This window comes from Herbiconiux flava (assembly GCF_013409865.1).
GTDB lineage: Bacteria > Actinomycetota > Actinomycetes > Actinomycetales > Microbacteriaceae > Herbiconiux > Herbiconiux flava.
In genome coordinates, this window is the sequence record NZ_JACCBM010000001.1 from 2,378,687 (window position 1) to 2,404,096 (window position 25,410).

17 protein-coding genes are annotated in these 25,410 nt (G+C 72.7%); 8 read left to right on the forward strand and 9 right to left on the reverse strand.

Going from position 1 to position 25,410, the window contains the following annotated elements; translation table 11 throughout:
* Nucleotides 1-76 precede the first annotated feature (76 nt).
* Both BJ984_RS11505 and BJ984_RS11510 read right to left on the reverse strand, forming a co-directional pair.
* Nucleotides 77-2,104, reverse strand: coding sequence for a coiled-coil domain-containing protein (locus BJ984_RS11505; protein WP_179548142.1), 2,028 nt, complete (start codon nucleotides 2,102-2,104; stop codon nucleotides 77-79).
* Between the two features lie 65 nt (nucleotides 2,105-2,169).
* Nucleotides 2,170-2,601, reverse strand: a complete 432-nt coding sequence (locus BJ984_RS11510; RefSeq protein ID WP_179548143.1) for an RNA-binding S4 domain-containing protein — start codon at nucleotides 2,599-2,601, stop codon at nucleotides 2,170-2,172.
* Nucleotides 2,602-2,666: 65 nt separating this feature from the next.
* Between BJ984_RS11510 and BJ984_RS11515 the strand changes: the two genes are divergently transcribed.
* On the forward strand, nucleotides 2,667-5,174 hold the full coding sequence (locus tag BJ984_RS11515) for a DEAD/DEAH box helicase (protein WP_179549433.1): 2,508 nt from the start codon (nucleotides 2,667-2,669) through the stop codon (nucleotides 5,172-5,174).
* A 97-nt stretch (nucleotides 5,175-5,271) separates the two neighbouring features.
* Here BJ984_RS11515 and BJ984_RS11520 read toward each other — a convergent pair whose 3' ends face one another.
* Genes BJ984_RS11520 through folP form a run of 3 tightly spaced genes read right to left on the reverse strand, consistent with a single transcriptional unit; the run spans nucleotide 5,272 to nucleotide 7,498 of the window.
* Nucleotides 5,272-5,811 (reverse strand): GNAT family N-acetyltransferase, encoded by a 540-nt coding sequence (locus tag BJ984_RS11520; RefSeq protein ID WP_271206588.1) that lies wholly within the window; start codon nucleotides 5,809-5,811, stop codon nucleotides 5,272-5,274.
* Nucleotides 5,808-6,575 (reverse strand): pyrimidine reductase family protein, encoded by a 768-nt coding sequence (locus BJ984_RS11525; RefSeq protein WP_179548144.1) that lies wholly within the window; start codon nucleotides 6,573-6,575, stop codon nucleotides 5,808-5,810. The genes BJ984_RS11520 and BJ984_RS11525 overlap by 4 nt, the downstream gene beginning before the upstream one ends.
* A gap of 26 nt (nucleotides 6,576-6,601) precedes the next feature.
* Nucleotides 6,602-7,498 carry a dihydropteroate synthase gene (gene folP, locus BJ984_RS11530; RefSeq protein WP_179548145.1) on the reverse strand — a complete coding sequence of 299 codons (897 nt, stop codon included), beginning with the start codon at nucleotides 7,496-7,498 and terminating at the stop codon, nucleotides 6,602-6,604.
* Nucleotides 7,499-7,556: 58 nt separating this feature from the next.
* On the opposite strand from folP, the gene BJ984_RS11535 reads away from it, so the two are divergent.
* A complete protein-coding gene (locus BJ984_RS11535) occupies nucleotides 7,557-8,459 on the forward strand; it encodes an NUDIX hydrolase (protein WP_179548146.1) in 903 nt (300 codons plus the stop codon).
* 123 nt (nucleotides 8,460-8,582) lie between these two features.
* Nucleotides 8,583-9,587, forward strand: coding sequence for a DNA-3-methyladenine glycosylase family protein (locus tag BJ984_RS11540; RefSeq protein WP_218870048.1), 1,005 nt, complete (start codon nucleotides 8,583-8,585; stop codon nucleotides 9,585-9,587).
* 70 nt (nucleotides 9,588-9,657) lie between these two features.
* Here the strand turns inward: BJ984_RS11540 and BJ984_RS11545 are convergent, their stop codons facing one another.
* A complete protein-coding gene (locus tag BJ984_RS11545) occupies nucleotides 9,658-10,887 on the reverse strand; it encodes a coiled-coil domain-containing protein (protein ID WP_179548147.1) in 1,230 nt (409 codons plus the stop codon).
* 187 nt (nucleotides 10,888-11,074) lie between these two features.
* Here BJ984_RS11545 and BJ984_RS11550 point away from each other — a divergent pair, with 187 nt between their 5' ends.
* On the forward strand, nucleotides 11,075-11,629 hold the full coding sequence (locus BJ984_RS11550; RefSeq protein WP_179548148.1) for a YceI family protein: 555 nt from the start codon (nucleotides 11,075-11,077) through the stop codon (nucleotides 11,627-11,629).
* 366 nt (nucleotides 11,630-11,995) lie between these two features.
* A complete protein-coding gene (locus tag BJ984_RS11555; protein ID WP_179548149.1) occupies nucleotides 11,996-13,183 on the forward strand; it encodes a DUF4192 family protein in 1,188 nt (395 codons plus the stop codon).
* Between the two features lie 197 nt (nucleotides 13,184-13,380).
* Here BJ984_RS11555 and BJ984_RS11560 read toward each other — a convergent pair whose 3' ends face one another.
* From BJ984_RS11560 to BJ984_RS11570, 3 genes are read right to left on the reverse strand one after another with little or no spacing between them, the layout of a single operon-like run.
* Nucleotides 13,381-14,847: an NAD(P)/FAD-dependent oxidoreductase gene (locus BJ984_RS11560; RefSeq protein WP_179548150.1), complete on the reverse strand. Its 1,467-nt coding sequence runs from the start codon at nucleotides 14,845-14,847 to the stop codon at nucleotides 13,381-13,383.
* A 12-nt stretch (nucleotides 14,848-14,859) separates the two neighbouring features.
* Nucleotides 14,860-16,299, reverse strand: a complete 1,440-nt coding sequence (locus BJ984_RS11565; protein WP_179548151.1) for an aspartate aminotransferase family protein — start codon at nucleotides 16,297-16,299, stop codon at nucleotides 14,860-14,862.
* Entirely contained in the window at nucleotides 16,296-16,763 is a 468-nt protein-coding gene (locus BJ984_RS11570) for an Lrp/AsnC family transcriptional regulator (RefSeq protein WP_173180713.1), read from the reverse strand. Before BJ984_RS11570 ends, BJ984_RS11565 begins: the two co-directional genes overlap by 4 nt.
* A 292-nt stretch (nucleotides 16,764-17,055) precedes the next feature.
* Between BJ984_RS11570 and BJ984_RS11575 the strand changes: the two genes are divergently transcribed.
* Genes BJ984_RS11575 through BJ984_RS11585 form a run of 3 tightly spaced genes read left to right on the forward strand, consistent with a single transcriptional unit; the run spans nucleotide 17,056 to nucleotide 25,396 of the window.
* Nucleotides 17,056-17,871, forward strand: coding sequence for a PP2C family protein-serine/threonine phosphatase (locus tag BJ984_RS11575; protein WP_271206587.1), 816 nt, complete (start codon nucleotides 17,056-17,058; stop codon nucleotides 17,869-17,871).
* Nucleotides 17,872-17,879: 8 nt separating this feature from the next.
* Nucleotides 17,880-19,247 carry a serine/threonine-protein kinase gene (locus tag BJ984_RS11580; RefSeq protein ID WP_179548153.1) on the forward strand — a complete coding sequence of 456 codons (1,368 nt, stop codon included), beginning with the start codon at nucleotides 17,880-17,882 and terminating at the stop codon, nucleotides 19,245-19,247.
* Nucleotides 19,244-25,396 (forward strand): Ig-like domain-containing protein, encoded by a 6,153-nt coding sequence (locus tag BJ984_RS11585; protein WP_179548154.1) that lies wholly within the window; start codon nucleotides 19,244-19,246, stop codon nucleotides 25,394-25,396. Before BJ984_RS11580 ends, BJ984_RS11585 begins: the two co-directional genes overlap by 4 nt.
* Nucleotides 25,397-25,410: the final 14 nt, after the last annotated feature.

Sequence of the window (25,410 nt, forward strand, 5' to 3'; positions counted from 1 at the left end):
CTTGTGGACAGCGTACACATGGCGACGCCGCTCCTTCCGCGAATCGGGCGGAGCGACGTCGCCAGGCGAACCGGTTCTACTCGTCGGCGCCCGCGATGGCGTTGAGCACGAGCACGGCCGAGTCGTTGGCGCCGATGGCGTACTCGTTGGTCTCGTCCTCGTCGCAGAGCTGGCCGGTGGCGATCTCCTCAATCTCGGTGACGAGGGCCCTGGCCTGCCGCAGCTCGACCTCGAGCGTCGAGGCCTGGGTCGACCGGTTGGCCTGGGCGGCCATCAGCGCGTCGCTCAGCTTCTCGCGGTCCTCGAGCGAGATGGCCGCGTCGGAGAGGGCGCGGTCGCGCTCGTCGGCGAGGATGCCGATCTCGGTGCGGGCGGCCCGCAGTTCGCTCTCGAGGCGGGCGACCCGGTCGCGGGCGTCGTCGAGGTCGTCGCCGCCCCCGCCGAGGCCGAGGGCCTCGAACCCCTCGGGCTCGCGCTCGGTGTCCCGGCTCGACACCGAGGCCGCGGCCGACGCGGCGGCGGCCGCCGTGGCGGCGGCGGCATCGGCGTCGCGACGCGCCTGAGCGGCCTCGGCCTGCGCCTCGGCCAGCTCGCGCTCGAGGGCGTCGACCCGGCCGCGCGCTTCGGCGAGGGCCGCTTCGTGCTCGGCCCCCGCATCCGTCGCCGGGGTCTCGTCGGCGAAGGTGGCCGCCGTCGCGGCGTCGCTCTCGGCCCGCGCGGCCGCCAGCTCGTTCTCGAGCTGCACGACCCGCGCGCGGCTCTGCTCGAGCTCGTCGGCGGTCTGCGCGATCGCGGTGGCCGCGCCCTCGCCGTTGGCCGACAGGGCGGCGACCGTGGTGGCGTGGTCGCTGCGGAGCTGCTCGATCTCGGCGGTGAAGCGCTCGGTGAGGGTGGTGTTCTCGCTGCGGAGGCCGTCGAGCTCGGCGGCGGCCGCGGTGCGCTCCTGCTCGAGCTCGGCCTCGTGCTGGGTGCGCAGCTGCTCGAGCTCGGCCTGGTGGGCCGCGGTGAGCTGCTCGATCTCGGCGACGTGGGCGGCGCGCAGCTGCTCGTCGTGCATCCGCAGCTGGTCGCTCTCGGAGGCGTGACCGGCGCGCAGCTGGTCGGTCTCGGCCGCGTGCGCCTTGCGCAGCTCGTCGACCTGGGCGGCGTGCGCGGCGGTGAGCTGCTCGATCTGACCCGCGTGCGAGGAGCTGAGCTGCTCGAGCTGGGCGACATGGGAGCCGCGCACCTCCTCGAGCTGGGCGGCATGGGCCGTGTGCAGCCCCGCGATCTGCACCTCGTAGCCCGAGGCCATGGCCTGGTGCTCGTCGGTGAGGCGCGAGGTGGTCGACGCGAGCTCGGTCTGCAGGCGGCCGGTCTCGTCGAGGCGCTGGGCCTCGAGTCGTGCGGTCTCGTCGGCCAGCTGCGCCTGCAGGGCGGCGGTCTCGGAGGCGAGGCGCTGCTGCAGCGCCGTGGTCTCCGACGCGAGACGCGCCTGGAGGGCGAGCAGCTGCTCCTCGCGCTCGGCCAGGTCGGCCGCGGTGGAGTCGAGGGTGGCCTGGGTGCGCTCGTAGCGCGCAGTCATCTCGGCCAGGCGGTCGCTCGTGTCGGCGAGGCGCTGCTCGGCGTCGGCGCGGGCGTCGTCGCGGAGGCGCCGGTCGTCGAAGACCAGGCCGAGCTGCGAGCGGATGATCTCCAGCGGGTCCGTCTCCTCGACGTCCTCGATCGGCGGCACGGGCGGCGGCTCGTAGGCCGGGTGCGCCTTCGGGTCGATGAAGTGCTGGCGGTAGAGGTCGTCGATGACGGCGGCGTAACGGGCCCGGAACTCGGGCGTGCCGATCTTCAGCGAGGCGCCGACGAAGCTGAGGGCGGTGCGGTCACGCCCGGTGAGCTCGTAACCCGGGTCGGGCTCGGGGGCCGGCTCCGACGCCGGGGCCGTGTAGGCGGCGGTCGCGGCGGTGCCGGAGGCGTCGTCGTCGTGCTCGGCGAGGCTCGCGAACAGGTCGGTCTCGGGCTGCGCCTCGTCTGCCTGTGCGGCGGGCCGGGCGGTCTCGGCCCCGTCGACCTGGGGGTGGGTGGTGTGGGGCCGGGTGGCGTCGGGGTCGGTGGGGGTGGCGTCGGACATGATGCTCCTACTGGCCTCGCGGGGTGGTGGTGAGGGCTGCCGCTCGTCGTCGCGGCTCGTCGTGGTCAAGGGTACTGGCCGTGCCTGAGTCCCGGGTCTCCGTCTTCGTCGTCGCGCGGGCCTGCGCCCGTACCGAGACCGCGCAGCCGCTCCAGCTCGCGCCGATCGCGCTTGGTGGGGCGCCCGGTTCCGCGATCGCGCACGGGCACGGAGGCCACCTCCTCGCGCGGCGGCGGCGGCGGAGTGAGGTCGGCGAACAGCTCGGCCGCGACCGAGGCCGAGCCGCGCTTGGCGCCCAGCTTCTGCACAATCAGAATGCGGTCGAAGCCGCTGATGCGCGCCCGCACCTCGTCGCCGGGCCGAACGGGCTGGGCAGCCTTGACGCGGTCGCCGTTCAGCTTCACGTGACCGGCGCGGCACGCCGCGGTGGCGAGCGAGCGGGTCTTGTAGACGCGGGCAGCCCACAGCCAGCTGTCGATGCGCACGCCCTCGCTCATCCGTCAAGCCTCGCACAGGCCGCCGTAGGCTGGGGCACGTGATCTCCACCCCCTCCCGCCCGGCGATGCCGCAGCCCTTCGACCCCGATGCGGCCTACGACGCCTTCACCGAGTGGGCGGCCGAACGCGGCACCCCGCTCTACCCCGCGCAGGACGAGTCGGTGCTCGCCATCGTCTCGGGCGAGAACGTCATCTTGAGCACCCCCACGGGCACGGGCAAGTCGCTGGTCGCGGTCGGTGCCCATGCCACGGCACTGGCCCAGGGCATCCGGAGCTACTACACGGCCCCGATCAAGGCGCTGGTGAGCGAGAAGTTCTTCGACCTGGTCGAGATCTTCGGTGCGACGAACGTGGGCATGGTGACGGGCGACTCGTCGGTGAATCCGGATGCTCCGATCATCTGCGCGACCGCCGAGATCCTCGCCAACCTCGCACTCCGGCACGGGGCCGACACCGAGGCCGGCCAGGTCGTGATGGACGAGTTCCACTTCTATGCCGACCCCGACCGCGGCTGGGCGTGGCAGGTGCCGATCCTGGCGCTGCCGAACGCGCAGTTCGTGCTGATGTCGGCGACCCTCGGCGAGGTCGACTGGCTGGCTGAGGACCTCTCCCGCCGAACCGGCCGCGAGACCACCGTCGTGACCGGCGTGGAGCGTCCCGTGCCGCTGACCTTCAGCTACGCCACGACGCCCATCCAGGAGACGGTCGAGGAGCTGCTGCAGACCCAGCGCGCCCCCGTCTACATCGTGCACTTCTCCCAGCTCGCCGCCATCGAGCGCGCGCAGGCCCTGTCGAGCATCAAGGTCGCGAGCCGTGAGGTGCGCGACGAGATCGCCGAGCTGATCGGCCCGTTCCGCTTCACGACGGCGTTCGGCAAGACGCTCGCCCGGCTGATCCGCATGGGCATCGGCGTGCACCACGCGGGCATGCTGCCGAAGTACCGGCGGCTCGTCGAGCGCCTCGCCCAGCGGGGCCTGCTCAAGGTCATCTGCGGCACCGACACGCTGGGCGTCGGCATCAACGTGCCGATCCGCACGGTGCTGCTGTCGGCGCTGACGAAGTTCGACGGCACACGGATGCGCCAGCTCACCGCACGCGAGTTCCACCAGATAGCGGGTCGCGCGGGCCGCGCCGGCTACGACACCGCGGGCACGGTCGTGGTGCAGGCGCCCGAGCACGAGACCGAGAACCTCAAGGCGCTCGCGAAGATCGGCGACGACCCCAAGAAGCGCCGCAAGTTCATCCGCAAGAAGGCTCCCGAGGGCTTCGTCTCGTGGGGCGAGCCGAGCTTCGAGAAGCTGATCGCGGCCGAGCCCGAGAAGCTCACCTCGCAGCTCACGGTCACCCACGCGATGGTGCTCAACACGATCGCGCGCGGCGGCGACGTCGTGGCGAACATGCGTGCCCTGCTGGAAGACAATCACGAGCCCCGCGCGAAGCAGCGCGAGCTCATCCGCCAGGCCCTCGCGATCTACCGCACCCTCCGCACCGCCGGAGTGGTCGAGCAGGTCACCGATGCGGTCACGGGCATCACGATCATCCGCCCCACGGTCGACCTGCAACCGAACTTCGCGCTGAACCAGCCGTTGTCGCCGTTCGCGCTGGCGGTCTACGACCTGCTCGACGAGGACTCGCCGTCGTTCGCGCTCGACGTGGTGTCGGTCACCGAGGCCATCCTCGACGACCCGCGGCCGGTGCTCTCGGCGCAGCAGTTCGTGGCGCGTGGCGAGGCGGTGCAGGCGATGAAGGCCGAGGGCATCGAGTACGAGCAGCGCATGGAGCTGCTCGACGAGGTCACCTACCCGAAGCCGCTGCTCGGCCTGCTCAGCGAGGCCTTCGACACCTACCGGGCCTCGCAGCCGTGGATCGGCGACTTCGACATCTCGCCGAAGTCGGTCATCCGCGACATGTACGAGCGGGCGATGTCGTTCGGCGAGTACATCGCGTTCTACCGGCTGCCCCGCTCAGAGGGCCTGGTGCTGCGCTACCTCTCCGACGCCTACCGCACGCTGCGCTCGACCGTGCCCGACGAGCTGAAGAACGACGACCTGCTCGATCTGATCGAGTGGCTCGGCGAACTCGTGCGCCAGACCGACTCGAGCGTGCTCGACGAGTGGGAGGCGCTGATCGACCCCGCCGCCGTCGAGGCCGCCGCCCGGCGGGAGGAGTCGGAGGAGGCCGTGGTGCCGCCGGCGCCGAAGCTGCTGACCTCGAACCCGCGGGCGTTCCGCATCCTGGTGCGCAACGAGCTGTTCCGCCGGGTCACTCTCGCCGCGCGCGAGGCCTGGGACGAGCTGGGCGAGCTCGACGGCTCCTCGGGCTTCACCGCCGACCGCTGGGCCACCGCGATGGACGACTACTACGACGTGCACGACTCCGTCGGCATCGGCCCGCACGCCCGCAGTGCCGCCCTGCTCATCCTCGAGGAGCAGCCGACGGTGTGGCGGGCGCGGCAGATCTTCGACGACCCGGCCGGCGACCACGACTGGGGCATCACCGCCGAAATCGACCTCGCGGCCTCGAACGAGGCGGGCACGGCGGTCGTGCGGGTGACGGCGGTCGACCAGCTCTAGGCTGCTGCCTCACTTATCGCTGCTGCCTCTCTTATCGCTGCCGGCGTCTCTTATCGCTGCCGGCGTGGCCGGCGACGAACGGATGCTCGGCCGGCGTTCACCCGTCGGCGGGCCGTTCCAGGCAGACGAGCCCGGCGCGCGGGTCCCACGACGCCACCCTCCCGAAGCCGAGCCGCTCGTAGAGGGCGATCGCGGTGGTCCGCCACTCCCAGACCGAGAGCCGGAGCCCGCAGCCGTCGGCGGCGGCGCGGTGGGTGGCCTCGACCAGCAGATGCCTCGCTGCACCCCGGCCGCGGGCCTCCGGCTGCACCCAGAGCCGCTTCACCTCGTGCCAGCCGGAAATGGCGGGCGTGAGGACGAGCATGCCCAGAGATGCCTCGCGCGACGTTTCGCCCGCTGCTGCCTCGTCCGCCCGGTCGGCGGCGCGTCCCCTCGCCAGGAGCACCGTCGAACCCGCGAACGCCGCCGCCGGGTCCTCGGCCTCGGAACGGTAGCGGCCGGGCAGCTCGACCGCCCGCGACCCCTTCTCGCTCTCGGTCTGTTGGTGGTAGCGCAGCACCATCGCCGCGACCGCGGCCCGGTCTTCGGCGTCCGCCGGGTTCCAGGGTTCGACGTGCAGCGGGGCCGTCGCAGTCACCGTGCCGCCCTGCTCCAGCGCGAGAGCAGCAGGCTGCCGCTGCGGAGGAGACCCGCGAGCTCGAGGTGTCGCGGCACGACGGTGTCGCCGCCGGCCCGGGCGATGCGCGGGCCGATGCCACCCTCGAGCACCGGGCTGATCGTGAGGCAGAGCTCGTCGACGAGATCGGCTGCGATCAGGTCGCCGAAGAACGACGGACCGCCCTCGCAGAGGATCTGGGTGAGGCCCCGCACGTGCAGCTCCCGCACGACGAGGGTCGGGTCGACCCGCTCGTCCCCGGCGTCGACGACGTCGGCGACGGGGGCGAGCCGCCGCCGGGCGTCCGGCGGCGCTGCCTTCGAGGTGAACACGAGGGGTCGGCGGGGCGCCTTCGCGAAGAGGTCGGATGCCGGGTCGAGGTCGAGCCGACCGCTCACCAGCGCCATGGCGGGGTGCACCGGCATCCGGAGTGCCTCGCGCCAGCCGTGGAAGCGCTCGTCGACGGTCAGGGCGCCGTACCCTTCGGCGCGTGCGGTGCCGGCGCCGACGAGCACGACGTCGGAGACCCCGCGCAGGATGTCGAAGACGACCTTGTCGGCCGGGCCGCCGAGGCCGCCGGAGAGGCCGTCGACGGTCGCCGATCCGTCGAGACTCTGCACGAAGTTGACCCGGAGTCGCGGGGTCGCGCGGTCGGGAGCGTACAGCGCGAGCAGCTCCTCGGGGGCGAGCGGGGCGGAGGGCAGGGGGAAGAGCTCGACGATGTCGGGGGTGGGTGGGACGGTCATCCTGAGGCCTTCTCTCGGCAGGGGGGTCAGACGTTGTGCGACAGGAAGGAGGGGTCGCGGAAGCCGAGCACGGTCTCGAGCATGCGCATCGACGCGACCGAGGCGCGCACGTCGTGCATGCGTATGATGCGGGCGCCGAGCATCGCGCAGACGGTGGCAGCCACGAGCGAGCCCTCGAGACGGTCTGGCTTGGCGGCGTCGAGCGATTCGCCGACGAAGTCCTTGTTCGACACCGCCGCGAGGGCGGGCAGGCCGATCGAGGCGATCTCGTCGAAGCGGCGGGTGAGCTCGAGGCTGTGCAGCGTGTTCTTGTTGAGGTCGTGCCCGGGGTCGATGTAGAGCGCGCTCTCGGCGACGCCGGCGTCGACCGCGCGTTCGACCCGCTCCACGAGGAAGGACCGCACCTCGTCGACCACGTCGTCGTAGTGCGGCCGCGGATAGGGCGTGCGCGGCTCGGCGAGCGAGTGGGTGATGACGAGCGATCCGCCCCCGTCGGCGACGGCTGCGGCCATCTCGGGGTCGCTCAGCCCGGTCGTGTCGTTCACGACGTGCGCGCCGGCGGCGAGGCAGGCGGCGGCGACGGATGCGCGGAAGGTGTCGACCGAGATGACGACGTCGCTCGCCCCCGCCAGCTGCGCCACCACCGGCAGCACGCGGTCGAGCTCCTCGGCCTCGCCGATCTCGGGCCCCGGAGCGAACTTCGCCCCGCCGATGTCGACCCAGTCGGCGCCCGCCTCGGCGGCTGCGACAGCACTCGCGACCGCCTTGTCGAGCGCGAAGGTGGCGCCGCGGTCGAAGAAGGAGTCGGGCGTGCGGTTGACGATCGCCATCACAGCGATGCGCCGATCGAAGTCGATCACCCTCTCGCCGAGCCGCGTCGGGAAGCGCCGCAGGGGGTGGCGGAGCTCGGGTGTGACGATCATGTTTCCATCATGGTCGTTCGGGCGGGTCGGCCGGGCCGCACCGTGAGAAGGTGGAGTCATGACGGCACCTCCCCCGACGCATCCGCGGGACAGCGGCGACGCCTGGGTCGAGGGGCCGGACGGCCGCCGGTTCTGGGGGCGCTACGGTGCCGCGGGGCTGCTGGTGCACGACGAGACGGCGGGAATCCTGCTGCAGCACCGCGCCGAGTGGAGCCATTTCGGCGGCACCTGGGGGCTGCCGGGCGGTGCCCGGCACGAGGGCGAGTCGGCGGTCGACGGCGCCATCCGCGAGGCCGAGGAGGAGGCCGGGGTGCCGGCTGACGCGTTGCGGCTCGCGTTCACCTCGGTGCTCGACCTCGGCTACTGGTCGTACGTGACCGTCGTGACCCGCACGGCGCGTTTCTTCGACCCCCGCATCGGCGACGCGGAGAGCCTCGAGCTGCGGTGGGTGCCGCTCGACGAGGTCGAGTCGCTGCCGCTGCATCCCGGGTTCGGCTCGGCCTGGCCGGCACTGCGGGAGCGTCTCGGTGAGCGCATCCGGGTCGTGGTCGACGCGGCGAACGTGGTCGGCTCGGTGCCGGACGGGTGGTGGAAGGATCGCGCGGGCGCTGCTGCCCGGCTCATCTCGCGGCTGGAGCTGCTCGGCGACGCCGGCATCGCCACCTCGGAGTTCTCGCCTGAGGCCGGGGCGGGCCGCAGTTGGCCGCAGTTCAGTGTCGTGCTCGAGGGGCAGGCGAAGGATGCGGTGGTCGCCTCCTCGGGTCAGGTCGGCGTGCTGCGAGCGGCCGGCTCCGGCGACGACGCGATCGTCGACGAGGTCGCGCGGGCTGCCGCGCTGCCGGTTCCCGGCCGGATCGTCGTGGTGACGGCCGACCGCGGGCTGAGCGAGCGGGTGCTGGCGCTCGGCGCCGAGGTGCGCGGGCCGGGCTGGCTGCGGGGGCTGCTCGACGCAGTGGAGTGACGCCGGTGCGTGACTCCCGGAGGCGACGCCGTCGTGGGATCGCGATGTCTGGGGCATGACTCTCGCAGGTGACGTCGGCGTGCGACCGCGATGTCCGGGGTGTGACGTAGTCTTCATGCCACGATGAGCTCCCCGACCGCTTCGCCCCAGGTGCACGCACCCGGGCTCGAGACGGTCTACCGGCCGCGGGGGCGGCTCGATCTGCGGGCCACGCTGGCGCCCCATCGGCGTGGGCCCGGAGATCCGTGCACGCGGCTCGACGAGAACGGCGGGGTGTGGATCGCACTGCGCACCGCCGGTGAGAGCCCGGGCGTCGCGACCCTGCTGCTCACGCCGGTGTCGGGCGAGGTGAGGGTGCGGGCCTGGGGGAGTGGAGCATCCGCTGCTGTGTCGATGGTGCCCGAACTGCTCGGCGAGGGCGACGACTGGAGCGATCTCGACACCTCGGGCCACCCCCTGCTCGCCGACTCGGCGCGCCGCAACCCGGGCCTGCGGCTGACGCGCTCGGGACGGGTGCTCGATGCTCTGGCACCGGCGGTGATCGAGCAGCGGGTGACGTCGGTCGAGGCGTTCCGGGCGTGGCGCATCCTGGTGACGGCGTACGGCGAGCTCGCGCCGGGGCCGCTCGGCAGCGGGGCTGTCTCGCACGGTCGCGCTCGCCCGGCCTTCGGGCACGCGCCGCTGCGGCTGCCGCTCACGCCGGAGCAGTGGCGGCGCATCCCCTCGTGGGAGTGGCATCGGGCCGGAGTCGACCCGGGGCGGTCTCGCACCGTGCTGCAGGCCGCGACCGTGGCGTCGGGTCTCGAGCGCACGCTCGCGCTCGGCCGCGGCGGCGACGAGGTCTGGCGACGGCTTCGCACGGTGAACGGTGTCGGCGTGTGGACGGCGGCCGAGACGGCCCAGCGGGCGCACGGCGACCCCGATGCGGTGAGCTTCGGCGACTACCACCTCGCGGCCACCATCGGCTGGGCGCTCGTCGGGGAACCCATCGACGACGACGCGCTGGCCGAGCTGCTGGAGCCGTGGCGGGGTCAGCGGCAGCGGGTCGTCAGGCTGGTGCTCGCGAGCGGGTTCCGGCCACCGCGGCGGGGGCCGCGGATGACGATCCAGGATCATCGGGGGTACTGAGGGGCGCCGGTCTGCGCTCACGTGGGTCGTGCGTGCCGCGGGGTGCGGCTCGGAGGGGTGCCGGGACGGCTCAGTACCAGTGGGGGTTGCGCGCGTTCCAGGCCGAGAGGGCGCCGCAGGGGGTGCCGTAGCGGTCGGAGATGTAGTTCATGCCCCAGATGATCTGCGTCTCGTGGTTGGTGACGTAGTCGGTGCCGACCGACGCCATCTTCGACGCGGGCAGAGACTGCGGGATGCCGTACGCCCCGCTCGAGGGGTTGTAGGCGTTCGCGCGCCAGCCCGACTCGCCGATCCAGAGCTGCACGAGGCAGCCGAACTGGTCGCCGCCCCAGCCGTAGTTGCCGAGGATGCTCTGCGCGTAGGCCTGCGCCACCGACGCCGGGGCGACCTCGCCGGGCACCCAGGCACTGCCCGGCGCCTCCTGGTCGGCGAGGGCCTGGCGCTGACGCTCCTCCTCCTGCCGCTTGGCCTCCTCGCCGGCGCGGTAGCGCGACTCGACGTCGGCCGTGACGTTCTTCAACGAGGCCAGCTGGGTGACGAGGAAGTCGCTGCGGTCCTGCTCCTCCGCGAGCTGGGCGTCGGCGGCGGCCTGCGCGTCCTGGGCGGCCTGCAGCCGCTCGTCGGCGGCCGTCTGCAACGTGTCGCGCTCGTTCTTCGCCGTCTGCGCCTGCTTCTCGAGGGCCTGGGCGGTGTTCTTCGCGGCCTCGGCCGCATCCCGGATCTGGCCCGTGCGCTCGGTCAGCTTCGTCATCGTGCCGAGCTGGTAGAGCAGCGAGTCGGAGTCGTTCTGGTTGAGCACGAGGTTCATCGTCGTGTCGCCGCCGGAGCGGTAGAGCTGTGCGGCGAGGGCGCCGACCTGGGCGGTCGCGGTGTCGGCCTTCGCGGTCGCGTCGTCGGCCTGGGTCTGCAGGGTGGCGGCGTAGGCGCTCGCGGCCTCGGCGGCGGCCTTGGCCTGGAGGTACTCCTGGCCGGCCTGCAGCGCCTCGTTCGCGCGCTGGGCCGAGACCGACGAGAGCTCGTCGAGGAGGGAGGTGATCTTGGTGACCTCGGCGGCGGTGGCCTGCTCGTTCTGCTTGGCGGCGTTGACCTCGTCCCAGCTGGGGTAGTCGACGCGGGGGGCGATGGCGACGGCGGCCTGCACTGCCTGGGCCGTGCCGGCCTGCGCCGAGCCTGTCTGGGCTGTGCCGGTCTGTGCGGCGCCGGGCGTCCCGGCGGCCGCGCTGGCCGGCACCCCGGCGCAGGCGACGAGCGCGCTCACGACGGCGACGGTGCCCCAGCTGCGGGCGGACGGCTTCCACATGGCCTCCAGGGTATGTGACGAAAGTGAAAGATGGGACGATCGCACCGGGCGCGTCCGCCCGCTTCCACGCCGATTCGGAGCTTCGCGTCACGAGCCCGGAATAAAGCTGTGCTTTCATGCATTTGTATAGACCGTGGGGACGGGTGATCGCTCCCCGCCATTGCTCACACTCACGAAAGAGGAACACATGACCGACACCATCGAGATCCCCGGGTACAAGGCCGGCACCTGGACCGTCGACCCCTCGCACTCCGAGGTCGCCTTCTCCGTCCGCCACATGCTGATCAGCAAGGTCAAGGGCAAGTTCGAGAAGTTCGACGCGACCTTCGTCACGACCGAGAACCCGCTCGAGACCAAGGTCACCGCGACCGCCGACGTCGCCTCGGTCAACACCAACGACAAGAACCGCGACGGCCACCTCGCGACCAACGACTTCTTCGACGCCCCCACCCACCCCGAGCTGAAGTTCGTCTCCACCGGCGTGCGCGTCGAGAACGGCGACTACAAGATCGACGGCGACCTCACCATCAAGGGCGTCACCAAGCCGGTCACCTTCGACTTCGAGTTCGGCGGCTTCGGCACCGACGCCTACGGCAACTACAAGGCCGGCTTCGAGGCCAAGACCGAGATCGACCGCAACGACTTCGGCGTCAACTGGAACGCCGCGCTCGAGACCGGCGGCGTCCTCGTCGGCGACAAGGTCACCATCTCGCTCGACGTGCAGGCCGTCCTCTCCGCCTGATCCACCCCGTCCCGACGGCCCGGCTGCGCCCTGCGCACGCCGGGCCGTCGTGCGTCCGCGGCCCTGCCTCCTCCACAGATCCCGGATGCGCCCGAGCCCTCCACAGATCACCCCACGAGGCGGGTCGCCTCCGCCCCCGCCGCTCACACTGTGGCCATGACATCGTCGACCGCCCCGAGCGCGCTCCCCACGACCCTCCCTCCTGCCCCTCGTCACCCGTCGCCTGGTGCGGTGACGCTCGATCAGGCTCCGCCTCCACCGCCCGGTGCCGGCCGGCCGCCCGCAGACGGTCACCGCACTCTGCGGCAGCGCGAATCAGCTCCGACGGCGTCGCCCCAGCCCGACCGACCTCTCGAGGTGAGGATCGTGGCCGACATCGTCACCACACTCGGCTTCGTCCCGCGCGGGAGTCTGGCTCTCCGTATCCGCCGCCGCCGGCGCCCCTTCGCGGTGCTCCGACTCGATCTGCCACCTGCGACCGATGCCGATGCCGATGCCGATGCCGATGCCGATGCCGGTGGCGGTGGCGGTGCCGACTCGGGTGCCGACTCCGACGCGGTCCTCCACGTGGCCGGCACCCTCACGACGCTGCTCTCCCGCCTGACCGGCGTCGCACGCGTCGACCTCGTCTCCTTCGCCCTGGCCGGCGGCGACGATTCCCTCACTGCACCACCCCGGCGACCACGCCGGGCGGGAGTAGATGCGGGCACTGCCGCGGACCTCATGGCGCTGGCGGCGCGCCTCGACGCGGCGGGCTTCTCCGTCGGAGCACTGCTCGAGGTGTCCGAGAGCGCCGTGCACCGCCTCGAGCCCGACTCGTGGCGCGGCGACCGGCCACGCCGACCGCGAGCGGGAACGCCTGTCCCACTTCCCGAGTCGATGCTCTCCGCCGAAAGAGTGCCGACTGCTGCCTCTCATCACCTCCTCGGCGGCGATCGATCAGGTGGCGAACCAGCCGGCGACCCGCACCGGGGCGCTTTCGTCCCTTTGCGCCGGGCGCCCGAGGAACTGACGAACGCGGCACTGGCTGCCCTGGGGCTGCCGGCCGACGACCACGACCGCGCCGAGGTCGATCCGATGCGGGCGCTGCAGCTGTGGTGCACTGCCCTCGACCCGGCGGGTGGCCTGCCGACGGAGCTCGGCGCGATCCGCCTGGCATGGCCCTTGAGGCGACGACTGCTCCGAGACCTGGTGCTGATGCAGTGCGCCTGGGGGCTCGACGGTGCGGTCACCGCGCTGGCCGAGTCCCTCGACGGCAGTGACGCCCGAGCCGGATCCGTCTTCTCCACCTTCCTCGGTGCCGCCGCCGACGCGCCGCGTCCGCAGACCCTCTGCCGCTCGGTCGACGTGCTGCGCCGGGTCGCCGAGTGCGTGCCGCCCTCGCTCGCCGCCTCTCCGCTCGTGATGCTGGCCTGGCTCGAATGGTGCCGGGGGCGCGGAACGGTGGCGGCGGCCTACCTCGACGAGTGCCTCGCCGCCGACCCGGCCTGCTCCCTGGCCCACCTCTTCCGCCAGATCCTCGACCAGGGCCTGGTGCCGCAATGGCTCGATTGACCCGTCCGCACAGCCTGTGCCCCACGCCGCCTTCGCCGGCCCCCGGTGCGGCGAAGGTGGCCGGCGATGCTGTCCGTCGTGAGGGCGGCGCGGAGATCGACTCGGTGGCCCGAGACCGGGCGCTGGCTGCCCGTGGGCGGGCACCGGCCCCCGACGACCCCCATCGTGAGGGCGGTGTCGGCAGCTCGCGGCTGGGGTCAGTGACCCGTCAGGGGGCCGAGCAGGCGGGCGGCGAGGGAGGGGCGGCCGGTGAGTGCCTCTTCCGTGTCGGCGGCGGTGGTGCCGAGGAGGCCGAGGTTCGCGCCGAGGAAGCGCAGCGGCTCGGGTTCCCACTTGGGCGAGAGGTGGTTCACCCACGGCAGCACGGTGAGCTCGGTGTCTCGAACGCCGATCAGGTCGGCCAGGGTGCGGCCGGCCAGATTGGTCGTGCTCAGCCCGTCGCCCACGTACCCGCCCGCGAAGGCCACGCCGGTCCGCGGGTTGAAGCTCGCGGTCGCGTGCCAGTCCCGGGGGACTCCGAGCGGCCCGCCCCACCGATGGGTGATCTCGGCGTCGGCGACGGCCGGGAACAGGTCGACCAGTGCGCGCTCCAGGTGGGCGAAGACCGGAGCCGAGCGGTCATGGCCCGGGGTGATGCTGCTGCCCCAGTGGTAGCGGGCCCCGCGCCCGCCGAAGGCGAAGCGATCATCCGCGGTGCGCTGCCCGTAGACCAGCAGGTGACGGAAGTCGGAGAAGGTGGTGCCGTGCTCGATCCCCAGCTCGTCCCAGAGCTCGGCCGGCAGGGGTTCGGTCGCGATCATCAGCGAGTACAGCGGCAGGATGCGCCGCCGCACTCCCGGCAGGCCCGCCCCGTAGCCCTCGGTGGCGATCACGACCGTGTCGCAGTGCACCAGCGACTGCCCGGTCTCGCCCTGGCAGAGCACGCGACGCGGCGCCCACTCGACGACCTCCGTCTGCTCGGCGATCACCACGCCCATCGTCTCGACGACCTCGGCGAGCCCCCGCACGAGCTTGGCAGGATGAAGCCGGGCACAAGACGGATCGAACGCCGCGGCCGACGACCTCGTCGCCTCGAGGGCCCGCACCAGCGCAGCCGTCCCACCCAGCTCGTCGGCGTCGCCGGTGCCCGAGTCGGAACCACCGGCACCGCTGCGGGCGGCTGCCGTGATCAGCTGCAGGCGGTCGGGCCCGAAGGCGCTCGCCGCAGCGACCTCGGCGCGCGCCGCCGCGAGCTGCACGTCGCTCCGGGCGAAGGTGAGCGTTCCGCCCTTGACGTAGTCGCAGTCGATGCCCTCGGCCGCGACGACGCGGCCCACCTCGTCCACGGTGTCGATCATCGCCTGCCGCATGGCGATCGCGGCCTCGTCGCCGTAGGCGCGCCTGAGGGCGTCTGTCGAGGTGGGGAACAGGGCCGAGCACCATCCGCCGTTCCGCCCCGAGGCCCCGAAGCCCGCGATGTGCTTCTCGACGACGGTGATCGCGAGCTCCGGATTCGCCCGCTTCAGGTAGTACGCCGTCCAGAGGCCGGTGAGCCCGCCGCCGACGATGCACACGTCCGTGCGCTGGTCGCCGACGAGGCCGGCCCGCGGTGTGAGGTCGTCACGGCCCGATCCGGCGAGCGAATCGAACCAGAACGAGAGGTCTCGGTAGTCGGTCGCAGCCATGTGGGGCGGGGCCTACAGCCGCGTCCAGGCTTCGGACAGCACGCCGCGGAGGATCTGCTCGATCTCGTCGAACTCGCTCTGCCCGATCGTCAGCGGCGGTGCCAGCTGGATGACGGGGTCGCCCCGGTCGTCGGCCCGGCAGTACAGTCCGGCGTCGAACAGCGCCTTCGACAGGAACCCGCGCAGCAGCCGCTCCGACTCGTCGTCGTCGAAGGTCTCCTTCGTCGCCTTGTCCTTCACCAGTTCGATGCCGAAGAAGTAGCCGTCGCCGCGCACGTCGCCGACGATCGGCAGATCGGTCAGCTTCTCCAGTGTCTGGCGGAACAGCGGCGAGTTCTCCCGCACACGCTCGTTCAGCTTCTCCTCCTCGAAGATGTCGAGGTTCTCGAGGGCCACGGCCGCCGAGACCGGATGCCCGGCGAAGGTGTACCCGTGGTAGAACGCCGTCTGACCGTGCTTGAACGGCTCGTAGACCCGCTCGTTCACGATGGTGGCGCCGATGGGGGAGTACCCGCTCGTCATCGCCTTGGCGCAGGTGATCATGTCGGGCTGGTAGCCGTAGGTGTCGCAGGCGAAGTAGTTGCCGATGCGGCCGAAGGCGCAGATGACCTCGTCGCTGACGAGCAGCACGTCGTACTTGTCGCAGATCTCCCGCACCCGCTGGAAGTAGCCGGGGGGCGGCGGGAAGCAGCCGCCCGAGTTCTGCACGGGCTCGAGGAAGATCGCGGCCACCGTCTCGGGCCCCTCGAACTGGATCATCTCCTCGATGCGGTTCGCCGCCCACAGGCCGAAGGCCTCCTCGGTGCCCTCGAAGCCCATCTCGTGGGCGCGGTAGTAGTTCGTGTTCGGCACGCGGAAACCACCGGGGGTGACCGGCTCGAACATCTCCTTCATCGCCGGGATGCCCGTGATCGCCAGGGCACCCTGCGGGGTGCCGTGGTACGCGATCGACCGCGAGATGACCTTGTGCTTGGTGGGCCGGCCCTGCAGCTTCCAGTAGTGCTTCGCCAGCTTGAAGGCCGTCTCGACGGCCTCACCGCCACCGGTGGAGAAGAACACGCGGTTCAGGTCGCCGGGCGCGAGATCGGCCAGGCGGTCGGCGAGCTCGATGGCCGACGGATGCGCGTACGACCAGATCGGGAAGAAGGCGAGCTCCTCGGCCTGCTTCGCCGCGACCTCGGCGAGGCGTCGGCGCCCGTGCCCGGCGTTCACCACGAAGAGTCCCGACAGGCCGTCGATGTACTTCTTGCCGGTGGAGTCCCAGATGTGGTGGCCCTCGCCCTTGGTGATGATGGGCACACCGCCGCCCGACTCCATCACCGACTGGCGGGAGAAGTGCATCCACAGGTGGTCCTTCGCCATCTGCTGCAGCTCGGCGTCGGAGCGCGCGGCCCGCCCGCCCAGTGGTGCGCCGGTGCCGGAGGTCGTGACGGGCTGTTCGGTGGTGGTCATCGTGTACCCCAGTTGTAGAGCTGCTTGTGCAGCTTCAAATAGACGAATGTTTCGGTGGACTGCACGCCGTCGAGCTTCCGGATCTCGGAGTTCAGCAGGGCGATGAGGTCGTCGTCGTCCTCGCAGACGACTTCGGCCAGGATGTCGAACGTTCCCGCGGTGAGCACCACGTAGTCGACCGCCGGCATGGCGGCCAGGGCGTCGGCGACCTCGCGGGTGTCGCCGGAGACCTTGAGGCCGATCATGGCCTGACGGTAGAAGCCGAGCTGCAGGGGGTCGGTCACGGCCACGATCTGCATCACGCCCGACTCGGTGAGCTTCTGCACGCGCTGTCGCACCGCCGCCTCCGACAGCCCGACCGCCTTGCCGATCTCGGCGTAGGAACGGCGCCCGTCGTCTTGCAGCTGCTCGATGATCGCCTTGGAGGTGTCGTCGAGAGCGGAGGGCTTCGGCTTCGTGCTCATGCTTCGATCCTGTCAGGTGATCGGCCCTCGGGCAAGCGAATCCGTAGGTGGATGGCCAGAACAACGCGGATTCCGTCGTTATGGACGTAACCCTCGACCGCAGGCGAGAGCGAGGGAGTCCATGCGGCGGGATTCGGCGGTCGCGGGCCGGTCGGCTATCGTCGGAATCGGCGTCGGGAACCGCATCCGCACCCCGCCGCAAGGCCGAACAAGCACCGGGATCACACCGTAGGGTTCCGGAACGTCGTCAGGAGTTGTCACCGTGACCCAGATCGGTCGAACGAGTGCGCGCGTGAGCGTCACGCGCGAGGGCGCCGTGCCCCGGCAGGTCACCCTCTCCTGGGCGGCCATCAGCGACAAGGGCAACAAGCGCGCGGGCAACGAGGACAGCTCGATCTCCGACATCCCGATCTTCGCCGTCGCCGACGGCATGGGCGGCCACTCGGCCGGCGACGTCGCCAGCGCCGCCGTCGTCGACCGGCTCGGGGAGATCGGTGACGCCGTCACCACCGCCGACCGCATCGAGGAGGCGCTCGCCGAGGCGCTGACCGACATCGACCGCGTGGGCGACGAGTCCGTGCTGGGCACGGGCACCACCGTCACCGGGGTGGCGCTCGTCGAGGTCGAGGACGATCTCGCGTGGATGGTGTTCAACATCGGCGACTCGCGGGTCTACCTGCTGCAGGACGGCGAGCTCCAGCAGCTCACCGTCGACCACTCCGTCGTCCAGGAGCTCATCGACGCCGGGCTGATCACGCCCGAGCAGGCCGAGCGCCACCCCGACAGCAACGTCATCACCCGCGCGGTGGGGTTCCACGAGAAGCCGATCCCCGACTACTCCACGATGCCCGTCGTCGCGGGGCAGCGGGTGCTGATCTGCTCCGACGGGCTGACGAAGGAGCTCACCGACGTCGGCATCCGCCACTACCTCTCCATCTCGCCGACGGCCGAGCGGGCCGCGAACGAGCTGGTCGCCGCGTCGCTCGCCAACGGCGGGCGCGACAACGTGACGGTCGTCGTGGTCGACGTGGAGTCCGACGAGAACGACGGCGCACCCGCGGGCGACGCCGATGAACGCCCGGGCGACCGCGGCACCTCGCAGCCCTAGACCGCACCGTGCCGCGCCGCCTCCCCTCACCGCCCCCCACGCTCCCCGGGTTCACCCCGGTGCGCGTGCTGGGCTCGGGCGGCTTCGCCGACGTGTTCCTGTTCGAGCAGAACATGCCTCGCCGCCAGGTGGCGGTGAAGGTGATGCTGCCCGAGGTCGTCGACGAGCAGGTGCGCCGCATGTTCCAGGTCGAGGCCGACCTGATGGCGGGGCTGAGCGCGCATCCGTCGATCCTGACCGTGTACGAGGCGGGCGTGTCCGGTGACGGCCGGCCGTATCTCGTGATGGAGCTCTGCTCCTCCTCGCTCGGCCAGCGCTACCGGCGGGAGCCGCTGCCGGTGGCCGAGGTGTTGCGCATCGGCGTGAAGATCGCCGGGGCGCTGCACACCGCGCATCAGCAGGGCATCCTGCACCGCGACGTGAAGCCGTCCAACATCCTGATCACGGCCTACGGGGCGCCGGTGCTCTCCGATTTCGGCATCGCGCAGTCCACCCGCGGGCGGGCCGCGGGTACCGACGCGGTCGGGCTGTCGGTCCCGTGGTCGGCTCCCGAGGTGGTGTCCGACCAGACCCAGGGCACGATCGCCTCCGAGGTGTGGGGGCTCTCGGCGACCCTGCACTCGCTGCTGGCGGGGCGCTCGCCGTTCGAGGTCCCGGGCGCGGCGTCGACGACCTCGTCCGAGCTCTCGTCGCGGATCGTCACGGCCAGGCCCGCCCCGATCGGCCGTACGGATGTGCCGGATTCCCTCGAGAGGGCGCTCCTCCGGGGGCTGTCGAGGAAGCCTGAGAACCGCCCGGCCTCGGCGCTGGAGCTGCTCCGAGACCTGCAGTCGATCGAGACCGGGCTCGGCCTTCCTCAGACCGAGGTCGAGGTCTCCCGAGCCGAGTGGGCCGCCGACTCGAGTCGAGACCACCCCGACCGCACCGTGCTGCAGGCACCGTCCGGCGAGACCCGTCGGATCCGTCAGGGCGGCGGCACGGAAGGGCTCCGAGCATCCGGAACCGAGCGACGGACAGGCCGGGGACACCGGCGAACGCGAGTCATCGCGGGCCTCGTCGCCGCGGCGGTCGTCGTGGCCGGGGGAGCGGTCGCCGCGGGTCTGGTGCTGCTGCCGCGAGGCGACGACATCCCGGCGGTCGGGGCGATCAGCACGGAGGTCGACGGCGGGCGCATCCTGTTCCGCTGGAACGATCCGGGTCTCGCCGAGGGCGACAGCTTCCGCGTCGAGACGTCGACGGGCGAGAGCTCGGTGCAGCGCAGCAGCGAGTTCGCGGCCTTCCCCGCCGACGGCACACCGGTCTGCATCACCGTGACCATCGTTCACGCGGGTCGCTCCGGCGACGCCGGCACCGAGAAGTGCGCGAGCCTGCCGTGATCCGGGTGATCCGGGCGATCCGGGAGCGCGACGAGGGAGGCCGGCACCGTCGCTCGTCGGCCGCCAGCATCGGGGTCGGCGCCCTGATCACGGCCGTGGTCGCGGTGACGGCCGTCGTCTCGTCGGGGTACAGCGCGCAGAAGGTCGACCTCGACGACGCCGCCGTCTGGGTGACGAGCGACCTGCACCAGGCGGTCGGCCGGGCGAACCCGCAGGTCGGGGAGCTGAACACGGCCATCCGCATGGAGTCGGGCTCGCTGTCGGTCGCGCAGTCGGGGCAGAACGTCGTCGTGCTCGACGAGGGCGGCGGCGAGGGGCGCCTCATCGACACAGCCTCGGCGGGAGTCTCCGACACCTTCCCCCTGCCGGCCGGCGACGTCGAGGTGGCGCTCGCCGGAGGCGTCGCCGTGGTCACCGCCCTCGCTTCGGGCGACGTCTGGGTCGTTCCCGTCGCGTCTCTCGCCACCTTCGATCCGGCTAGCCCGGCCGACCTGACCCTGGGGGCGGGCGGCGCGACCGCGGTGACCGCCGACGGCACCGTCCTCGCCGTCTCGGCCGCCAGCGGGTCGGTGTTCAGCGTCGACACCGACGCCCTGGCTCGCGGCGAGCGAGCGGATGCCCGACCGCTCGACGTCGCCACCGACGACGAGCTGGCGATCAGCGCGGTCGGCGACCGCTGGGTCGTGCTCGACCGTTCGGCGGGGCGTCTCATCACCGCCGACGGCACTGTGCCCGTCGATCTCGCGGCCGGCACGGGCGCGGGTGACGCCGGAGGCAGCCCGCAGCCGGGCGATGAACCGGACGAAGGGACAACCGATCCCGCTGGGAACCCGCCCGGTGCCGAGAGTCGGCCCGTCTGGCTGCAGAGCCCGTCAGAGGACGCCGACAGCGTGATCGTCGCGACCCCGGCGGCCCTCCTGTCCGTCACCCTCGCCGATGGCTCGGTGGACGTGCTCTCCGACGGACACTCGGGCACCTCCACCGCGCCGGTGCAGATCGACGGCTGCTGGTTCGCGGCCTGGACCGACGGCCGCAGCTGGACGGGCTGCGACGACTCCGGCGCCGACGGCCGGAGCGAGGGCGGCACGACGGCCGGCGGCCCGGACGCGGGCCCGTCGGCCGCCTCGGGCGGGGCCGACGGGGTCCTCCCGGGAGCAGCATCCGGAGACCGTCTCGTCTTCCGCACGAACGGAACCGGCGGCGTGCTGCTGAGCGACGCGGCCAGCGGTCGCTCGTGGGACGTCACCCGCGGCAACGCCCCCATCGACGACTGGGACGCCCTGCTGCCCGAGAAGCCCACCCGGCCCACGAGTGCCCAGACGGTCGCCGACGACGACCAGGCTCCCGACCCCGACCAGCAACCGCCGGTCGCGACTGACGACGAACTCGGCGCCCGCCCCGGCCGCTCGATCGTGCTGCCGGTGCTGCAGAACGACTTCGATCCGAACGACGACGTGATCGTGATCGACTCGGTCGCTCTGCCCGAGGGCGCCGGCTACACGGTCGACCTCGTCTCCGACGACCAGCAGCTGCAGCTCACCACGCCGGCCGCCGCGGGCCCCGGCGGGGAGGCCGGCGACGTGCTCGAGTTCGGTTACACGGTCTCCGACGGCCGCGGCGGAACCGACGACGCCGTCGTGAGGGTGACGCTGCGCGCAGACGACGAGAACACGGGCCCCGTGCAGAGCACCCGCGAGACGCTCGACGTGGCGCTCGGCGGCCGGGCCGAGCTCGACCTGCGCGGCGACTGGTTCGACCCCGACGGCGACGCCTTCTATCTGCAGTCCGCCGCCGTCGCGGCCCCCGACTCCGTCAGCTGGACGCCGGAGGGCGTGGTCACGGTCACCGACGCCGGCGCCACCACCGGAACGAAGGAGGTGACCGTCACCGTGGGCGACGGCGTCACCTCGACGACCGGCTCGTTCACGGTCGAGGTCCATCCGCCCGACCAGGTGCCGCTCCGGGCCGAGGGCTTCGTCGTGCTGGCCCGGGTGGGCCAGGCCGTCGAGATCGACCCCCTCGCGCACGTCACGGGCGGCGACTCCGAGCTCCGGCTCGCCGCCGTGCCCGCCCGGGAAGGGTTCACGATCGCGCCCGACTTCACCGGCGGCACGGTGCGCGTCACCGCCGACACCGCGGGCAGCACCACCCTCGACTACGCCGTCGGCGACGGCAGCCGCAGTGCGACCGGGGTCATCCGCGTGGTGGCGACCGTACCGCCCGACGCGAACGCCCGCCCGGTCACGGTGCCGCACTCCGCCTTCGTCCGCCAAGGCTCCGTGGTGCCGGTCGACGTGCTGGCGGGCGACTTCGACCCGGCGGGTGGCGTGCTCATCGTCACGGGCGCCGACGCGGCGGGCGATCCTGCGCTCCGGGTCGAGGTGATCGAGCAGCGGATGCTCCGCGTCACCCTCACCGGCCCGCTCACCGGTGGGCGCGCCAGCGCCGCCTACACCGTCACCAACGGCTTCACGGCGGCGCAGGGCACCGTGACGGTCGTCGAGATCCCGGAGCCTCCCGTGCGGCAGCCCCCGGTCGCCGTGCCCGACCGGGCGGCCGTGCGCGTCGGCGACGTGGTCGACATCCCCGTTCTGGCGAACGACGTCCATCCCGACGGCGACCGGCTGAGCCTCGACCCCGCCCTCGTCTCGGCCCCCGCCGGGCAGGCCGGGCTGCTGTTCGCCTCGGGCGACCGCCTGCGATTCCTCGCCCCCGCGACGCCGGGTGACGTCACGGCGGTCTACCGGGTCGACGCGCCCGACGGGCAGTGGGCGACGGCGGCGGTCACGATCACCGTGCGCGAAGCCGATGCGACCGTGAACGCGGCACCGGTGCCCGCGCTCGTCACGGCCCGGGTGATCGCCGGCGAGACCGTCCGCGTCAGCGTGCCGATCGAGGGCATCGACCCCGACGGCGACTCCGTGCAGTTCCTCGGCATCGACTCGGTGCCGGCGAAGGGGCAGGTCGTTCGGACCGGGCCCGACTGGATCGAGTTCGCCGCGGGGGAGTACTCCTCCGGAACCGACACGTTCGGCTACACCGTCGCCGACCGCCTCGGCGCCAAGGCGAGCGGCACCGTGCGCGTCGGCATCAGCCCGCGCCTCGACAGCGTCCGGAATCCCGTCGCCACCCCCGACGAGGTGCGCGTCCGTCCGGGGCGCACCGTGCTCCTCCGCGTGCTCGACAACGACTCCTCGCCCGGGGGCAGCCCGCTGAGCATCGCCGCCGTGGAGCCTCTGACGGGGCCGGGCGTGGTGCCGTCCGACGGTGGGCCGGGCTCGGCCTCCGCCGCCGAGACGGTGTCGATCGAGGGGGCGCTGCTGAGCATCCGTGCGCCCGATCAGCCCGGGCGGTACGGCGTCGTGTACACGGTCGCCGACGAGCGCGGCGGCACCGGGTCGAGCTTCGCCACGATCGACGTCGACCCCGATGCCCCGCTGGCCCGGCCGGTCGTCGACGACACCGTGCTGACGCTCGGCGACATCCTCGACCGCTCGGTGGTCGACGTCGACGTTCTGCGGAACGTCTTCTTCGCCGAGGGGCCGCCGAGCGCCCTCACCCTCACGGTGCAGGACGGCTTCGCCGAGAGTGCCCGCGTCGTCGACGGACGGCTCCGCGTGCGGATCGCGTCTGCGGCGCAGGTGATCCCCTTCACCGTCGCCCATCCCGACGACCCCGCCGTCCGATCGTCGGGCTTCGTCCGGGTGCCCGGAACCGACGACGCCCTGCCCCAGCTGCGCCAGGGCGCGCCGGTGCTGCAGGTGGAGTCGGGTGCCCTGCTCGAGATCGACGTGAACGACGTCGTCGTGGCCGTCGGCGACCGCCCGGTGCGGATCGCCGACCCGAACACCGTGCGGGCCACGCACGCCGACGGCGGCCCGCTCGTGGTCGGCGACGACACGCTCGCCTTCCGCAGCGCCGACCGCTACTTCGGCCCCGCCTCGCTGTCGTTCGAGGTGACCGACGGCGACGGACCGTCGGCGCGGCGCGCCACCCTGGTGCTGCCCATCACGGTGACGCCGCGGGAGAACCAGCCCCCGGCCTTCGCCGGCGCGGTCGTGGAGTTCGAGCCCGGGCAGCAGAAGGCGATCGACCTGGCCCGGCTCACCACCTCCGCGACTCCCGGCCCCCTCGCCTTCGCCGTGCAGGACGCGCGGCCCGAGGGCTTCCAGGCGGTGCTGATCGGCAGCACGCTCACCGTCACCGCCGCTCCCGGCACGCCGATCGGCACGACCGGCGAGCTCGGCGTGCAGGTCACTGCGAACGGCGACGCGGCAGCCGGCACCTCGGGCACGATCGCGGTGTCGGTGGTGCCCTCGACCCGCCCGATCGCGGTGCCGGCGGTCGACTCCGTTCTGGCGCCGCGAGGCCGCACCACCCCGGTCGACGTGCTCGCCAACGACGCCGCGACGAACCCGTTCCCGGCCACGCCCCTCCGCGTCGTCGCCGTGCGGGGCCTCGACCGTTCCCGGCTCCCCGCCGGTGTGAGCATCGCCGCGGGGAGCAGCGACAGTGTGCTCGAGGTCACCGTCGCCCCTGACGCGCCCGCGGCCGACATCGCCGTGCAGTACCAGGTGCTCGACGCCACCGGCGATCCCTCGCGCGCCGCCTGGGGCACGGTGCGCATCTCGGTCGCCGATCGGCCGTCTCCGGTGACCGGCCTGTCCGTCACCGGCTTCGGCGACCGCAGCATCACCCTCGCCTTCTCGCCGGGGCCCGCCAACAACTCAGCCATCACGGGCTTCGAGGTCGAGGCCCGCACCGCGGCCGGCGCGGTGACGACCAGTCGTTGCGCGAGCACGAGCTGCGACGTCGGCACCCCGGGCAACGGCCCGGGCGACGCCGTCACGCTGAGCGTCTCGGCCGTCAACGCGATCGGCTCGTCGGATGCACGGAGCTACTCGGTGCCGGTCTGGTCCGACCTCCTGCCCGCAGCTCCCGGCACCCCCGAGCTCGCCCCGCTCGACGGCGCCCTCGGCGTGCGGTGGGAGCCGGCCTCGGTGCCCGCCGGTGGCTCGGCCGTGCGGCAGTACGACGTCACGGCGAACGGCGTGGCGGTCGCCACCGTCGATGCGGCGAGCTGCGCGGGCGACGGATGCTCGACCACCGTCACCGGCCTCCAGAACGGCTCCTCGGTCGACGTGGTCGTCACGGCCCGCAACGGGGCGTACCCGCCGCTCGCGGCCTGGCCGTCGGCCGGCGCGACGGGCACGCCGTACGGTGCGCCGGCCGCATCCGCCGTCACGGCCGTCGCCACACCCGAGGCCGGCCCCGGCACCGTCGTGCTCAGCTGGCCGGGCTTCGAGGGCAACGGAAGCGCTGTCGCCGGCTACTACGCCCAGGCCCTGCGCCCGGGCACCGGGCAGCCGGCCGGAGCGCAGGCCTGCTCGGTCTCGACACCCGCGCCGGGGCGCCCGACCGCACCTGAAGCCGGCGGCGACGTCATCGCACAGCAGGCGCTCGGCTCCGGAGCGGGCAGTGCGACCTTCACCGGCCTGACCGACGTCGACGCGGCCTACGGCTTCGTCGTCTGGGGCTACAACGCGGCCGGCTGCGTGGCCTCGTCGGTCGTGACGGCGGTCGCCTACCCGAGCCCCGGCCAGGTGCAGGCGGCCGGGGTCTCGGTGGCCATGGTGCAGTCCGGCACCGCCTTCGACGCCCAGGTGCTGTCGGCCCCCACCTCCGGCACCTCGTCGGGAGACACCCGCTACCGGGTGCGCCGGGTCGATTCGTCCGGGTCACCGACGGGGGAGCCGCAGGCGTTCACCCTCGGCGGCTTCCCCCGCTCGCTGACCGGCGGAGCGTTCGGCGAGGCCTACCGCTTCCAGCTGCAGGCGTGCAACCGCTGGGGCGGTGCGGAGGTCTGCGGCGCGTACTCCGACACGGTCACGGCGCCCGAGCCCTCCCTCACCTTCGCGTTCGACCGGGGGCCGGACTACGACGGCACCCGCTGGACCTGGTCGGGCGAACCGTCGAACGGTGCTCTGGCTCCGGCCTACACCTGCGGCTCGGCCGACATCACGCCCGAGGGGGAGCCCGGCGGCCAGGTCGTCGTGCCCGGCTCCTGCACACCCGGGACCCCTGCCGCACCCGGTGACGCGGGACTCTCGGTGCAGATCGGCGATCACCACTATGTGTACCGTGGCTAACGGAGAGGCAGCAC